The organism is Saccharopolyspora indica (assembly GCF_027853965.1).
In the GTDB taxonomy this organism is placed as follows: Bacteria; Actinomycetota; Actinomycetes; order Mycobacteriales; family Pseudonocardiaceae; genus Saccharopolyspora; species Saccharopolyspora indica.
In genome coordinates this window covers 46,137-60,388 of record NZ_JAQGLB010000022.1, presented here as the reverse complement: position 1 = coordinate 60,388, position 14,252 = coordinate 46,137, and the positions used below count along the sequence as shown (strand labels likewise).

Below are 14,252 nucleotides of genomic sequence, written 5' to 3'. Positions count from 1 at the left end.
GAACACCGTTCAGCGGGGTCACGGGTTGCCGGGAGTTTCGTCGATCACCCTGGCGGGCGTCATCGCAGCGGGCGGCCGAGCGCGGCGGCGATCGCGTTCGCGGCCTCCCGCATCCGGTGCAGCGGCTTGTCCGCCGCCGGTTGGTCGGCCGAGGCCCGGACGGTGGTCAGCGAGATCGCCGCGCCCAGCTGTCCGGTCGCGTCCGGGATCGCGACGCCGATGCAGTGCACCAGGGGCTCGAACTCGGCCTGATCGGTCGCGTAGCCGAGGCGGGCGACCGTCGCGAGGTGCTCGCGGAACTCGGCCGGATCGGTGATGGTGCGCTCGGTGAAGCGGGTGAAGGTGTGCGCGGCCAGCAGCCGGTCGCAGTGCGGTGCCGGTAGCGCGGCCAGGATCACCTTGCTGGCGGCTGCGGTGTGCAGCGGCACCGCTCGCCCGATGCGCGACCAGGTGCGGATCGTCGCCGCGCCCTCGATCTTGTCCACGTAGACGATCTGGTCGTCCACCAGCTGGGCCAGGTGCACCGTCGCGCGGGTCGCATCGGCGAGCGCGATCAGGTGCGGCCGGGCGAGGACCCGCAGGTCCATCTCGTCGAGCACCTGCTGGCCGAGTTCCACCAGCCGCAGCCCGAGCCGGTACCGGTTGTCCGGCCCGCGGGCGATCAGCCCGCCGTCGGCCAGCGGCTGCACCATGCGCAGCGCGGACGAGCTGTGCACGCCCAGCTCCCGCGCCAGCTCGGCGATCGTCTTGGGCGCCGCGGCGAGGGATTCGAGCACGTGGACCGCCTTGGCGACCGTCTTGGACATCCCCACCCCCTCAGCCGGACTGCAAGATTAACAGACGTATTGCACATATTGCACAACCACCGAGACGTGATCTCGATTCATATTTACTGGAGCCGTGGGAATTGCGCGGAATGCAGGCCCGGACGACACGCCGAAAAGCCTTACTCGGTCGGGTGAAAAACTTCCCCCCACTCGGCCCCGAATTGACAGCTATCACGCCGGGTGATCGACTCCCGATGCCCACTGACGGCAATCCGGCAGACGGAAAGAAGGCATCGGAATGCGACGTTCACCCGTCCTGTTCAGCATTGCGGCCGCGCTCACCGCGTTCGCGATCGCGCCCGCGGTCCCGGCGATCGCCGCCACCCCCGAGCAAGCCCCGGCGTGCGCGCTCTTCGCCTACCAACCGACGCGCGAGGGCAACACGCTGGTCGCCAACGGCGGGCGCACCGGCTGCCTGAACACCGCGACGGTCAACGTCCGAATCGTGGTGGCCCAGAAGGACGCCACGCCCAAGGTGATCGGCGAGCTGGCGCAGAGCGGCACCGAGATCAACCTGACGGCTAAGGCCCCGTGCAACACCGGCGCCACCGTCGAGGTCTACACGGAAACCGTCAGCTCCACCGGAGCCACCTACCGCTCTTCCTCAACGACGTTCGAGAAGTGCTGACTTCCCAGCGGCGGATTTCGCGCAACGGTGCGGACAGCGGAATCCCGGGCGCTGCCTGAAATCCGCGCCGGTGCATGCGCCGCAGGTGAATTGCTCGCCTGCGGCGCATGCTGCTGCCGGGGGCGTTGTTCTCGCTCCGGTCAGAGGAGGGCGAGCGCCGCGTCGACGACGAGCCAGGTTCCGAAGATGGCGAACAGCGCCGCCGCTCCGTAGCGGATCAGCCGCTCCGGCAGGTGCTTTCCGAGCAGCAGGCCGATGCCGATGGCCAGCGCGTCGGCCACCACCATGCCGATCGTCGAGCCGATCCAGGTGCCGAGCCAGTCGTGGTGGGTGGCGAGCGTGACCGTGGCCAGCATCGTCTTGTCGCCGAGCTCCGCCAGGAAGAAGGCGACCGTCACCACCAGCACCGCCGAACCCGCGCGCCGGGAGGCCTTTCGCTTCTCCTCCTCGGTCAGGCGGTCACCGCGCAGCGTCCACGCGGCGAAGCCCAGGAACGCCACTCCCGCGATCAGCGCGATCCACTCGGTCGGCAGCAGTTCGCCCATCCCGAAGCCCAGCGCGACGGAAACCGCGTGCACCACGGTGGTGGCGATGGTGATGCCGAGCAGCACCTGCCACGCGCGGTAGCGGGTCGCGAAGGTCATCGCCATCAATTGGGATTTGTCCCCGAGCTCCGCCACGAAGATCGCCACGGAACTCAGCGCAAGACTGCCCAGCACGATGAACACCCACCTCTTCGATCACAGCCAGGACGAAGGCGCGCAGCATCTTCGGCCCGGCATGCCATTGCCGGTTCCGAAGGTCTCGCCCACCTCTGATCCAAGGCTCCGCGACCGGGTGCGCACCGAACGGGCACCAGCATGTCGACCGCGGGATTGCGGACTACTCCCCTTCTCCGATCCGGAACATTACCTCCTTTCCGCGAAATATCCAAAGCCCAATCCGAACGCCGCGACCCATTCCATCATTCCGATTCTCCAAATGGAGTTTTCGGCACGCCGAGAACAGGAATTTCGCCGAACCAACCACGCATTTCCCGAATTGCGAACCACCGGCGTTCGGAATTCAGCAGGAGCGGTCGCGACCTGCGCCGACGTCAGGACCGCCCGAGCGCCCGCCCCGGCAGGTCCGGGTCGCACCCCAGCCTGGGCAGCTGGGCGCGCACCGCGGCGCGGGTGCGGCCGAGCTCTTCGGCGAGCTCCCCGGCCAGCCGTCCAGCCGAGTCGCCGAGCGCGCTCAGCCACCGCTCCCGCAGCAGTTCGCCGTCGGAGTCGGTCCACGCGCGTCCCGCGTTCGGCGGCCGTGGTCGGCTGCGCCCGCGACCGTTCGACCACGGTGCGTGCAGCGCGGCGAGGCCGTCCAGGGTCCGGATCAGGAAGGCACCGGCATCGCCCAGCCCGTCGACGGCGATCAGCAGGGTGCCCTCCGCCACCACGCGGCCGTCCGCGTCCGCGCCGGTGAACTCCACCGCCACACCGGCCGGCTGGCCCTCGCCCGCGGGCTCGCCCCTGGCCTTGACTCCGTAGGTGTGCTGTCCGATTCGAATCTCGTCGTGGAAATCCATGCTCCGAAGCTAAGGCCAAGCACAGCGGATTCCCGGGAGTCAAGCATCGAACCGTCGCATGTCGGGACGGGTTCTCGATCGAGTGAGGGACGGCTCACAGCCGCACCAGGAACACCACCACCCGCCCGCCCGTTGAACAGGCTGGTCGATGCGCCCGTGTCCCCCGGGCCTCAACTATCGCCGTCGCGGAATACCGTTCGGCTGGAGCCGCGTCGCGCCACTCGCCGCAGAGGCGACCGGCGCGTCGACCCCAACGAGAAAGATCCCCCGCCCTTCTCCTCGGACGGGGGATCTTTTCGCTTCAGGGCTCCGCGCCACCGCTCAGCTGAACGGCTGCTCGTCGGGTTGGCAGACGAAGCCCGGTTCCGGGACTTCCAGGTCGATCAGGTAGTTCGCCGCGATCGTGTCCGCGCAGGAGCTGCGACCGCCCAGGATGCAGTGGCCGTGGGCCTCGACGGTGACCAGGCGGGCGTTGCCCAGCTGCTGCTCCATCCGGCGGGAGAACTCGTAGCGGGTCGCCGGGTCGTAGCTGTTGCCGAACAGCAGGACCGGGTTCTCCGCCTGGTGCGCCCACGGGCCGCGGTGCACGTCAGCGGTGGTCTCCGGCCAGGTCGCGCAGCCGGCCAGGTCGCTGAACGCCTGCGAGCGGCCGAAGGTCGGCGATTCCGCCTCCCACCGCGCCGCGATCTCCGCCACCCGCTCGGGTTCGGCGGGCATCGGCTTGTCCGTGCAGTTCACCGCGAAGTAGCTGTCGTCGACGTAGCTGGATTCGGCGTCGGGTGCCGCGTCGAGCCTGCCGAGCCCGGTCGGCACGTTGAGCACCGTGAGCAGTTCCGGGACCAGCCCGGGCTTCGGGTTCAGCTGGCGGTGCAGCGACTGCAGGTCGGTGGCGAGCTGCCGGAACTTCTCCGGGTTGTACAGCGCGCTTCCGGTGCTGTCGGTGAACTGGTCGAGGGTGATCTCCGTGCCGTCGGGCATGGTGATCGGCTCTTCGCGCAGGTGATCGCGGATCTCGTCGAACTTCGCCCGCGGGTCGCCATCGCCGAAGGCGCACTTGCCCGGGTTCTCGGCGCAGCGCTTCAGGAATCCGTCCAGCGCGAGCTCGAAGCCCTGCGCGCGCTCGCGGTCGTACTGGACGCCGTCGGAGGTCCGCAGCGCGGGATCGACGTTGCCGTCGAGCACGATCGCGCGGCTGCGCTCCGGGAACAGGTTGACGTAGGTCGCGCCCAGCAGGGTGCCGTAGGAGAAGCCGACGTAGTTGAGCCGGTCGTCGCCGACGCCCTGCCGCATCAGGTCCAGGTCCCGCGCGACGTCCTCGGTGGACATGTGCCGCAGCAGCTCACCGGCGTTCTTCGCGCAGGACTCGCCGTACTCCTGGTAGGCGTCCATGGTGGTGCTGATCTGCTCGTCGGTGACCGGCACCGACGAGATCCGGCCCAGCACCTCCTCGGCCTGCTTCGCGGACTTGAAGCAGCGCAGCGGATCGCTGTTGTTCACCCCGCGCGGGTCGAAGCCGATGATGTCGAAGCGCTCCAGCACCGCCGGGTCGAAGCGGTCGACCGCCGTCGTCGGCCGGTTGTAGCCGCTGCCGCCGGGGCCGCCCGGGTTCAGGAAGAGCGATCCGATGCGCTGGTCCGGACTGGTCGCCGCGCGCCGCATCATCGCCAGCTCGACGGTGCCCTTGCTCGGGTCGTCGTGGTCGATCGGCACCGGGTAGGTGGCGCACCGGAAGAGGTGCCGCTGGGTGATCGGGACCCCGCTCAGGTCCGCCGGATCGCACTTCTCCCAGGAGACCGGCTCGGCGGCCGGTTGGGCCGAGGCGGATGCCACCAACCCGGTGCCCGCCACCAGCGCGCTCGCCGCCACGGCCAGTGCTTTGCGTAATCGGCCCGAATGCGCCCCCACGAGCACCTCCTCGTTCCACGGGTCAACTCCGCACCGGAGTCAACAGGCGGAACGGCCGCCGCCACACCGCAGAATGCACGAATCCCGGCGGACCCGGAACGCGGTATTCGGCCGAATCCCGGTTCCACCAGCGCGATTCCGCGGTCCAAATCGGACGCTCAGCGCACCTCGGTCCGCCGCACGTGGTGCACGACGATCGAGACCGCCGCGGCCAGGAAGACGATTTGCATCGAGGTGCGGGGCAGCAGCGCATCCGTGATGTCGGCCGGGGCGGTCAGAGCTTTGTGGACGTTCGCGGGGAACATCACCACCAGCAGCGCGGCGAGCCCCGCGGCGGCCCACGGCGCGGTCTTCCGCAGCAGCAAGCCCGCCGCGCCGAGCAGTTCGAGCACCCCGGTGATGGTCACGAGCAGTCCCGGCGCGGGCAGCGCGGGCGGGACCATCGCGATCAGCTCCTCCCGCATGTGCACGAAGTGCACGACGCCGGTCAGCACGAACATGGCCGCCAGCCCGCCGCGGACGGCCACCGGCCAGGGGCGCAGCTTGCGGACTCCGGCGGCTCCGGCCACCAGCAGCACAGCGGTCACGACGACGAGGGTGATGAGCGGTTCCACGCGCACGAGTCCCTTCAGCGGCGGCCGGGTCCGGCCGCACCGGTATATTGGAGAGCAACGCTATCCAATATAAGAAAGTGGCACTATCCAATTCAAGGAGTCGACGGCGTGCGCATCTCCGAACTCGGCCGCACCAGCGGCGTCGCGGTGGCGACGATCAAGTACTACCTGCGGGAAGGACTGCTCCACGAAGGCCGGCTGACCTCGGCGACCCAGGCGCAGTACGACGAGAGCCACGTGGCGCGGCTGCGGCTGGTGCGCGCGCTCATCGGCGTCGGCGGGCTCAGCGTCGCGGCCGCCCGCGAAGTGCTGGCGCAGCTGGACGACCCGCCGGAGACCATGCACGACCTGCTCGGCGCCGCGCACCGGTCGCTGGGCCCGGCGGTCGACGACGAGGTGGACACCGGCGCGGCGGAAGCGGTGCTGGAACGGCTCGGCTGGCGGGTGCAGAGCGCTGACCGGCAAGCCGTCCGGCAACTGGCCGCAGCGCTCGACGCCCTCGAAGCGGCCGACTTCCCGCTGTCCGAGGACGCCGTGCTCACCTATGCGCGAGCGATGCGCGAGCTCGCCGAGGGCGAGGTCTCCGGAGTCCCGGTGGAGTCGAAGGAAACCGCGGTGCGCTACCTGGTCCTGGGCACGGTGCTGGTCGAGCCGCTGCTGCTCGCGCTGCGCCGCCTGGCGCAGGCGGACGCCTCGGCTCGCCGCTACGGCGACGGGTCGTGACCGCTACGGAACCAGGTAGCGGCTGTCGCGGCTGTCGGTGATGGCCATGTGGCCCGGCGCGTGGCCGATGGCGAACGGCGGCTTGGACCGCATCACCGCTGCCTGCGGAGTCACCCCGCAGGCCCAGAACACCGGGATCTCGCCGGGGCGGATCTCCACCGCGTCCCCGAAGTCGGGCCGGTCGACGTCGGCGATGCCCAGCGCTTCCGGCGCTCCGACGTGCACCGGAGCACCGTGCACGGACGGGTAGCGGGAGGTGACGCGGACAGCGGCGGGGACGAGTTCGGCCGGGACCGGGCGCATCGACACCACCATCGGCCCGGACAGCCTGCCCGCCGGGCGGCACTCGCGGTTCGTCCGGTACATCGGCACGTTGCTGCCCGCCTCGATGTGGCGCACCGGGACCTCCGCCTCCAGCAGCGCGGCCTCGAAGGTGAAGCTGCACCCCACCAGGAACGACACCAGGTCGTCCCGCCACAGGTCGACGACCTCGGTGCGCTCCTCGACCAGCTCGCCGTCCCGGTAGACGGTGTAGGCGGGCAGATCGGTGCGCAGGTCGCCCGCGAAGATCCCGGCGCTGGTCTCACCGGGCTCGGTCACGTCGAGCACCGGGCAGGAGCGCGGATTGCGCTGCGCGAACAGCAGGAAGTCGTAGGCGAACTCGCGCGGCAGCGCGATCAGGTTGGCCTGGGTCCACCCCGCGCTGTAGCCCGAGGTCGGCACGCGCAGCCCGGCGCGGAACGCGGCGCGGGCCTGCTCCGGGGTCATCTCCTGAGGTTCGGTCATCGCGGAACTCCTCGTCTATCAGCACTGTCGGCGTAGCCGTCCACGCCTGTACAAGCGGCGTCAGCCGCTTTGAGTACGCACGCAGCTTGCACCGCTGCGGGTTCTGAGTGGTTTCCTGGCGAGGACGGCCCCTCCGCCGTGTATTGGGCATACATCAGGAGGGGCACCCGCAGTCCAGGGAAGCACTCAGGTTCCGCCAACCGCACCGCCACGCAAAACAACCACCAACCGAATCTCAGCGGTGGAAGCGGATTCGCTGGCCCGGCCGGGCTTGGGCGGCCTTGTCCAGGTCTGCGGCGACTACCACGGCGATCACCGGGTAGCCGCCGGTGACCGGGTGGTCGGCCAGGAACAGCGTCGGCCGGGCCGAGGGCGGCACCTGCAGCGCGCCGGCCACCATGCCCTCGCTGGGCAGCTCATCGGTGCGGCAGCGCTCCAGCGCCGGGCCGGCCAACCGCATGCCGACCCGGTTGCTGTCCGAGGTGACCTCGTAGGAGCTGCCGACCAGCGCGGTCAGCGCGTCCTCGGTGAACCAGTCCTGCCGCGGCCCGAACGTCACGCGCAGCGTGATCTCACCGGCCTCGCACGCCGCCACCGGCGCCAGGTCCACCTGCGGGAATCGCGGCGGCGGCGGCCCCACCGGCAGCTCCGCGCCCGGCGCCAGCGGTTCCGGCCCCAGGCCTGCCAGCACGTCGGTGGCCCTCGAACCGAGCACCGGCTCGACGGCGACACCGCCGCGCACGGCGAGATAGCTGCGCAGGCCGCGATCGGGCATCCCCAGCCGCACGACCGCACCAGCGGGAATGCGCAGCACCGAGTTCACCGCGGCACCACGACCGTCCACGGTGACCGGACACGGCGCACCCGTCACCGCGGCGGTCAGGTCCCGGGTCGCGCGCACTTCGAGCCCGCCGAAGGTGACCTCGATCGCCGCCGCGCCCTCGTCGTTGCCCACCAACCGGTTGGCCAGCCGGAACGCGCCGCCGTCGGCCGCGCCCGAGGTGCCGACCCCGATCCCCGCCAGCCCCGGGCGCCCCAGGTCCTGGACCGTCGCGAGCGGCCCGGTGGCGAGCACCTGCAAGCAGCTCATCGGACCTCCTGGAAGCGCACCCGCACGCCCGGGCGCAGCAGTGCGGGCGGAGTGCGGTCCACCCGCCAGATCTCGAGATCGGTGCGCCCGATCAGCTGCCAGCCGCCGGGCGATTCGCGCGGGTAGATGCCGCTGAACGCACCGGCGAGGCCGACCGAACCCGGCGGCACCTTGGTCCGCGACTCGGCCCGCCGCGGCACCGCGAGCTCCGGCGGGCCACCGGCGAGGTAGCCGAATCCCGGTGCGAAACCGCCGAATGCGACCGTCCACACCGCACTCGTGTGCCGGTGCACCACCTCGCGCTCGGTGAGCCCGGTCAACTCCGCCACCTCCGCGAGGTCCGCGCCGTCGTAGACGACCGGGACCTCCACCAGAGCACCGTCACCGCCGGCGGTCCCGCGCGGCTCGACGGTGCGCACCGCCGCCTCGATCGCGGCGACGTCGGCGCGCAGCGGATCCAGGTGCAGCAGCAACGTCCGCGCCGCCGGGACCAGATCCGTGACTCCTTCGGGCGGCGCCTCGGCGAGCGCGGCGTAGAGCGCCTGCACGGCTTCGAGGTCGGCCAGCTCGATGAGCAAGCCCGAATCAGCGCACCGCAGGAACCGCATCACAGCCCTCGCGCGGCGAACGGCTGCAGTTCGACCCCGCCGGCGACCAGCTGGTCCCGCACGGCTTCGGCGATGGCCACCGCGCCGGGGCTGTCGCCGTGCACGCAGATCGAGTCGGCCTCGACGCGGATCCGCGAACCGTCGACGGCCTCGATCGGCTCCCCGGCCGCCAATCGCAGGCAGCGCTGCGCGATCAGCTCGGGGTCGTGCAGCACGGCGCCGGGCTCGCGCCGCGACACCAGCGTGCCCTCCGGGGTGTAAGCGCGGTCGGCGAAGGCCTCGCGGAACACCCGCAGCCCCGCGCGCTCGGCCTGCTCCAGCCACTGCGAGCCCGGCAGCCCGAGCACCGCCAGCGACGGGTCGTAGGCGCGCACCGCCTCGACGACGGCGGCCGCCTGCTCGGCGTGGTGCACGATCGCGTTGTAGAGCGCGCCGTGCGGCTTGACGTAGGCGACCTCGGTCCCGGCGATGCGGGCGAACCCGGCCAGCGCGCCGATCTGGTAGATCACGTCGTTGGCCAGCTCGCGCGGCGGCACGTCGATGAACCGCCGCCCGAACCCGGCCAGGTCGCGGTAGCTCACCTGCGCGCCGACCACGACGCCCTGCTTGGCGGCCTGCTCGACGGCGTCGCGGATCACCGTGGCGTCCCCGGCGTGGTAGCCGCAGGCGACGTTCGCGCTGGTCACGATGCGCAGCAGCGCCTCGTCATCGCTGAGCTCCCAGCGGCCGAAGCCCTCCGCGAGGTCCGAGTTGAGGTCCATGCCCACCTCACTTCCACAGCGCGGCGATGCCGCCGAGCGCGTTGTATCCCAGGTACACGGTCAGCAGCCAGGCGACCACACCCACGATCAGCAACCACCGCGGGTAGCGGTATCCCCCGAGCAGGTCGCGGCGCTTGGCTGCGACGAACATCAGCACCCCGAAGCCCACCGGCAGGATCAGCCCGTTGAGCGCGCCCGCCAGCACCAGCAGCGTGGTCGGGGCCTTGTCGAGCAGCAGGAACACCACGGCGGAGATCGCCACGAAGCCCACCACGAGCCAGTTCCGGGACCGCTCCAGCTTCGGCGAGAACGTCACCAGGAACGACACCGAGGTGTAGGCGGCGCCGACGACCGAGGTGATGCTGGCCGCCCAGAGGATCATGCCGAACAGCCGCATGCCGAACTCGCCCGCGACGTGCTGGAACGCCTCGGCGGTCGGGTTGGCCGAGGTCAGCGCCACGCCACCGGCGACGACGCCGAGGATCGCGAGGAACAGCACCAGCCGCATCACGCCGGTCACCAGCAGCGAGACGACCGAGCTGCGGCTGACGTCGACGATCCGCTCGGGGCCGGTCACCCCGGCGTCGACCAGCCGGTGCGCGCCCGCGTAGGTGATGTAGCCGCCGACGGTGCCGCCGATGAGCGTGGTGATGGCCAGGAAGTCGACCTCGCTGGGCCACACCGCCTGCACCAGCGCCTGGCCGACGGGCGGCGCGGAGGAGAACGCGACGAAGGCGGTCAGCAGGATCATCACCACGCCGAGGACCACGACGATGCGGTCCATGGCCACGCCGGCCTTCTTGCTCAGGAAGATGCCGATGGCGATGACCGCCGAGAGCGTGCCGCCGATCTTGGCGTCCAGGCCCACGAGCGCGTCCAGGCCGAGCGAGGTGCCCGCGATGTTGCCGACGTTGAACACCAGCCCGCCGAAGACGACCAGCGCGGCCATCACGTAGCCGAGGCCGGGCACCACCTTGTTGCCCAGGTCCTGCGCCCGCATGCCGGAGACGCCGATGACCCGCCAGACGTTCAGCTGCACGGCGATGTCGACCAGGATCGACACCAGGATCGCGAAGGCGAACGCGGCGCCGAGCTGGACGGTGAACTCGGTGGTCTGGGTGATGAAGCCGGGTCCGATCGCGCTGGTGGCCATCAGGAACACCGCGCCGAGCAGGGTGCGGCGCTTGGCGGCCGAAGATCCCTTCTCGGCCGTGGTCGTCTCAGCCATGGCACTCCGATCAGCTGCGCACCGACGGGTGGCCGGTGACGGGAACGTCGACTTGGGGACCGCACTGGCAGGCGGTTCGGGTCAACATAGAGAATTGTTGAACAATCCTGCAATACCCTCCGTGGAACTTTCTCGTTACAGCCTGTCGGCGCAGCCGCCCGCGCTCGTCACCAGCGGCCCGGCGAAGCGCTCGGGTTCCGCTGAGCGACCACGCGCGCAACGCAACCACCGACAGGCTCTTACACTCGAGATCAACTGCAAGTGTTGGGAGTTGGCTTGACCGCGGACCCGTGGGCGGACCTCCTGGCGGCCGACCGGTCGCTGCTCGACCGCACGAGCACGGCCGAACGGGTCGCCGACCTGCTGCGCCAGCGGGTCATCGACGGCGCGCTGGCACCGGGCACCCGGCTGTCCGAGGAGAGCGCGGGCCGCGCGCTGGCGGTGTCGCGCAACACGCTGCGCGAGGCCTTCCGGCTGCTGGTGCACGAGCGGCTGCTGGTGCACGAGTTCCACCGCGGGGTGTTCGTGCGGGTGCTCAGCGACGAGGACGTCATCGATCTCTACCGGATCCGCCGGTTGCTGGAGATCAGCGCGGTGCGCCGGGCGGGCGAGGCTCCGGCGGAGCTGGTGGCGGCGGTGGACCAGGCGGTCACCGACGGCGAGCGCGCGGCCGCGGAGGAGCGCTGGTGGGACGTGGGGACCGCGAACATGCGGTTCCACGAGGCGCTGGCGGCGCTGGCCGGGAGCCCGCGGGTGAACGAGACGATGCGGCGGCTGCTGGCCGAACTGCGGCTGGCGTTCCACCGGATGTCCCGGCCGCGCGAGCTCCACGAGCCGTACCTGAAGCCGCACCGGGAGATCTCGGACCTGATCAGCGGCGGGCGGGTGCAGGACGCCGCCGACCGCCTGGAGGGCTACTTCGACGCCGCCGAGGCGCAGCTCGTCGCCGCTTATCGCAGCTACACGCCGGAGTGATCCCCGACAGGTCTAAGAACCTGTCGGCGTAGCCGTCCGCGCTTGTGCAAGCGGCGCCAGCCGCTTTGAGTACGCACGCAGGTCGACCACCTGCGGGTTCTGAGGGGCTTCCTGGCGAGGACGGCCCCTCCGCCGTGTATCGGTCATACATCAGGAGGGGCACCCGCAGTCCAGGGAGCCTCTCAGGTTCCGCCAAGCGACCACCCACGCAGAACAACCACCAACAGCTCTAAGATCGCCGTGCGTGAGGCTTCCGCTGAACGCCGTCGTCGAGGGGCACCAGCACCTCCGCGAGGCCATCTCCGCACTGACCGATGAGCAGGTCGCCGCGCCTTCGCTGCTCCCCGGCTGGAGCCGCGGGCACGTGCTCGCGCACCTGACGGACAACGCGCGGGCATTCGCGCGGGTCTCGGCGCACGCGCTGCGCGGAGAGCTCGTGGACGCCTACGACGGCGGGCAGGCCGAGCGCGACGCGATCATCGAGGGCCTCTCCGGAGGAAGCGCCGAGCAGCACCGGGCCCGGCTCGACCGGCACAGCGCGGCGCTGGAGGCGGTCTGGTCGCAGGCGACCGACGCCGACTGGGACCGTCCGGTGCGGTTCCGCAACGGCGACCTGGCCGGGATCGTGCGGATGCGGTGGCGCGAGATCTGGATCCACCTGGTGGACCTGGACGTCGGCGTCGGCCCGCAGCAGTGGCACCCGGAGTTCTCCGCGCACGCCATCGACTTCCTGCTCCCCCGCCTCCCGGAGGGATTCGCGCTCCGGCAGACCGACGGCCCGGGCACCTGGTCGACCGGTCCCGCCGAGATCAGCGGCCGTGCGCACGACCTCGCCGCCTGGCTCGCGGGCCGCACCCCGCAGCGCACCCCGGCCGGTCCGCTGCCCGAGCTGGGCCCGTGGCCGCCGCACCCGATCCCGGGCCAGCGGTCGAGCGCTCAGGACTGAGCGTCGAGGATCTCGACCAGAGCTTCGTAGGTGCGCTGGACCGCGCCGGCCTCGCTGGCGAGGACGGTCGCGTCCGGCCGCAGCCGGACCACCTCGGTGAGCCGGTCGTGCATCCCGCCGAGGAAGGACGCCCCGCCCTGCTCGGCGACGATCTCCTTGACCTGCCCGTGCCACGGCAGGTCGTCGTCCTCGCCGCGCCGCGCGAAGCGCTCGACGGATCGTTCCTTGCTGTCCATCAGGACGATCTCGCGGAACTCGGCGCCGTTCTCGCGCGCCACGGCCTCGAAGCGCTCGATCTCGCTCAACCGCCCCAAGAACTGCGGCATCACGACGTCGCGCCCGGCGCCGAGGTGCGTGGCCGCCATGCTCAGGGCGATCGGGCGGACGATCTCGCCGGTCTCCGCGAACCGGTCCCGCCAGCCGCCGATCAGCCCCCGCAGCTGGTCGATGTCGAGGTTGAGCACACCGACGTGGTCGTCGGCGTAGCGCCGCGCCAGCGTCGACTTCCCGATGCCGGGCGGTCCGTTGAGGTGGATGAGTCGCGGCATGCCGCGCAGTCTAGAGATCTCCGCTTCCGGGCAGGTCGGCGATTTCGCGCGACCCGCCGCCTCGTGCCGCGGTGGCACCACCACCGCGGCACGACTGCTCAGCCGAGTCCGGCGAAGAGGTCCGGTTCCCAGTTGTTCGGGCCGGTTCCCGGGCCTCGGTCGCCGCGGACCAGGAGGTAGTGCTCCAGGGCGAATTCCGGGCGCAGGACCAGCTTCGCGAAGAACTCCCCGTCGTCGAGGTTGACCTGGCTGCGGTACTCGCGCAGCGCGGCGATCTTGTTCGCGTGGAAGTCGCGGCCGTCGACCATCGCGGTCAGCTCCTCGTCGGGCACCGTGTACGGCTCGAAGCCCTCCACCCCGGCTTCCTCGACCTGCTTGAGGATCGAGCGCGGCAGCGTCGTCCAGTACACCTTCGGCACCTGCCACGCCTCGCCGAGCTCGGGCGCGTAGTCCGGGTCGGCGGCCGGGTCGAGGGAGGTCATGACCGCGCGGTGCGCGGCGATGTGGTCCGGGTGCCCGTAGCCGCCGTTCTCGTCGTAGGTCACCACCACGTGCGGCCGCTCCGCGCGCAGGATCTCCACCATGGCCCGGGTGACCTCGGCCGGGTCGGCCGCGGCGAACGCGCCGGGCGCGGCGTTGCCGTCCTCGCCCGCCATGCCGCTGTCCCGGAAGCGGCCCGGCCCGCCCAGCCAGTGGTGCCGGATCTCGCCGAGCTCGGCCAGCGCCGCGCGGATCTCCCCGCGCCGGTGCTCGCCCAGCGCCTCCTGGTCGCCGCGCAGGTGCGCGAGATCGTCGGTGACGACCTCGCCGAGCTCGCCGCTGGTGCAGGTCACCAGTGCGACCGAGGCACCTTCCGCGCTGTAGCGGGCCATCGTGGCGCCGGTCGCGGTGGCCTCGTCATCGGGATGGGCGTGCACCAGCAGAAGACGACGATCATTCATGCTTCGAGCCTAACCGCGCCCACCGACACCGGGTGGGAAAATCCCGAGCGGCGGGGAAGTTCCGGCAATGTTCGCCCATCGGCCAACCACCACCGGGCCGCACCGGGT

At 71.1% G+C, this 14,252-nt stretch carries 16 protein-coding genes; 4 read left to right on the top strand and 12 right to left on the bottom strand.

From position 1 onward, the window contains the following. Positions 1-59: 59 nt before the first annotated feature. A complete protein-coding gene (locus tag OU416_RS33330; RefSeq protein ID WP_270931049.1) occupies positions 60-806 on the bottom strand; it encodes an IclR family transcriptional regulator in 747 nt (248 codons plus the stop codon). 259 nt (positions 807-1,065) lie between these two features. Here OU416_RS33330 and OU416_RS33325 point away from each other — a divergent pair, with 259 nt between their 5' ends. Beyond that, positions 1,066-1,455, top strand: a complete 390-nt coding sequence (locus OU416_RS33325) for a hypothetical protein (RefSeq protein WP_270931048.1) — start codon at positions 1,066-1,068, stop codon at positions 1,453-1,455. Between the two features lie 140 nt (positions 1,456-1,595). On the opposite strand, the gene OU416_RS33320 is transcribed toward OU416_RS33325, so the two are convergent. From OU416_RS33320 to OU416_RS33305, 4 genes are all read right to left on the bottom strand, one after another. Then, positions 1,596-2,147: a TMEM165/GDT1 family protein gene (locus OU416_RS33320; RefSeq protein WP_270931047.1), complete on the bottom strand. Its 552-nt coding sequence runs from the start codon at positions 2,145-2,147 to the stop codon at positions 1,596-1,598. Between the two features lie 404 nt (positions 2,148-2,551). Further along, a complete protein-coding gene (locus OU416_RS33315) occupies positions 2,552-3,019 on the bottom strand; it encodes a hypothetical protein (protein WP_270931046.1) in 468 nt (155 codons plus the stop codon). Between the two features lie 321 nt (positions 3,020-3,340). Next, positions 3,341-4,930 (bottom strand): alpha/beta hydrolase, encoded by a 1,590-nt coding sequence (locus tag OU416_RS33310; protein ID WP_372907233.1) that lies wholly within the window; start codon positions 4,928-4,930, stop codon positions 3,341-3,343. A gap of 152 nt (positions 4,931-5,082) precedes the next feature. After that, the gene (locus OU416_RS33305) at positions 5,083-5,538 is read right to left on the bottom strand and encodes a DoxX family protein (RefSeq protein ID WP_270931116.1); all 456 of its coding nucleotides are present in this window, start codon (positions 5,536-5,538) and stop codon (positions 5,083-5,085) included. Positions 5,539-5,646: 108 nt separating this feature from the next. On the opposite strand from OU416_RS33305, the gene OU416_RS33300 reads away from it, so the two are divergent. After that, on the top strand, positions 5,647-6,261 hold the full coding sequence (locus OU416_RS33300) for a MerR family transcriptional regulator (RefSeq protein WP_270931044.1): 615 nt from the start codon (positions 5,647-5,649) through the stop codon (positions 6,259-6,261). Positions 6,262-6,264: 3 nt separating this feature from the next. Here the strand turns inward: OU416_RS33300 and OU416_RS33295 are convergent, their stop codons facing one another. From OU416_RS33295 to OU416_RS33275, 5 genes are all read right to left on the bottom strand, one after another. Continuing rightward, the gene (locus OU416_RS33295; RefSeq protein WP_270931043.1) at positions 6,265-7,047 is read right to left on the bottom strand and encodes a putative hydro-lyase; all 783 of its coding nucleotides are present in this window, start codon (positions 7,045-7,047) and stop codon (positions 6,265-6,267) included. A gap of 235 nt (positions 7,048-7,282) precedes the next feature. Continuing rightward, positions 7,283-8,137 carry a 5-oxoprolinase subunit C family protein gene (locus OU416_RS33290; RefSeq protein ID WP_270931042.1) on the bottom strand — a complete coding sequence of 285 codons (855 nt, stop codon included), beginning with the start codon at positions 8,135-8,137 and terminating at the stop codon, positions 7,283-7,285. Next, positions 8,134-8,745 carry a 5-oxoprolinase subunit B family protein gene (locus OU416_RS33285; protein WP_270931041.1) on the bottom strand — a complete coding sequence of 204 codons (612 nt, stop codon included), beginning with the start codon at positions 8,743-8,745 and terminating at the stop codon, positions 8,134-8,136. The genes OU416_RS33290 and OU416_RS33285 overlap by 4 nt, the downstream gene beginning before the upstream one ends. Then, positions 8,745-9,506, bottom strand: a complete 762-nt coding sequence (locus OU416_RS33280; protein ID WP_270931040.1) for a LamB/YcsF family protein — start codon at positions 9,504-9,506, stop codon at positions 8,745-8,747. Before OU416_RS33280 ends, OU416_RS33285 begins: the two co-directional genes overlap by 1 nt. Before the next feature lie 7 nt (positions 9,507-9,513). Further along, positions 9,514-10,734: an NRAMP family divalent metal transporter gene (locus OU416_RS33275; RefSeq protein ID WP_270931039.1), complete on the bottom strand. Its 1,221-nt coding sequence runs from the start codon at positions 10,732-10,734 to the stop codon at positions 9,514-9,516. Between the two features lie 276 nt (positions 10,735-11,010). Here OU416_RS33275 and OU416_RS33270 point away from each other — a divergent pair, with 276 nt between their 5' ends. After that, positions 11,011-11,709 (top strand): GntR family transcriptional regulator, encoded by a 699-nt coding sequence (locus OU416_RS33270; RefSeq protein WP_270931038.1) that lies wholly within the window; start codon positions 11,011-11,013, stop codon positions 11,707-11,709. A 244-nt stretch (positions 11,710-11,953) separates the two neighbouring features. Continuing rightward, positions 11,954-12,655 (top strand): maleylpyruvate isomerase family mycothiol-dependent enzyme, encoded by a 702-nt coding sequence (locus tag OU416_RS33265; RefSeq protein ID WP_270931037.1) that lies wholly within the window; start codon positions 11,954-11,956, stop codon positions 12,653-12,655. On the opposite strand, the gene OU416_RS33260 is transcribed toward OU416_RS33265, so the two are convergent. Further along, positions 12,646-13,203, bottom strand: coding sequence for an AAA family ATPase (locus OU416_RS33260; RefSeq protein ID WP_270931036.1), 558 nt, complete (start codon positions 13,201-13,203; stop codon positions 12,646-12,648). The genes OU416_RS33265 and OU416_RS33260 overlap by 10 nt on opposite strands. A gap of 98 nt (positions 13,204-13,301) precedes the next feature. Next, a complete protein-coding gene (gene mshB / locus OU416_RS33255) occupies positions 13,302-14,126 on the bottom strand; it encodes an N-acetyl-1-D-myo-inositol-2-amino-2-deoxy-alpha-D-glucopyranoside deacetylase (RefSeq protein WP_270931115.1) in 825 nt (274 codons plus the stop codon). Between the last annotated feature and the right edge of the window lie 126 nt (positions 14,127-14,252).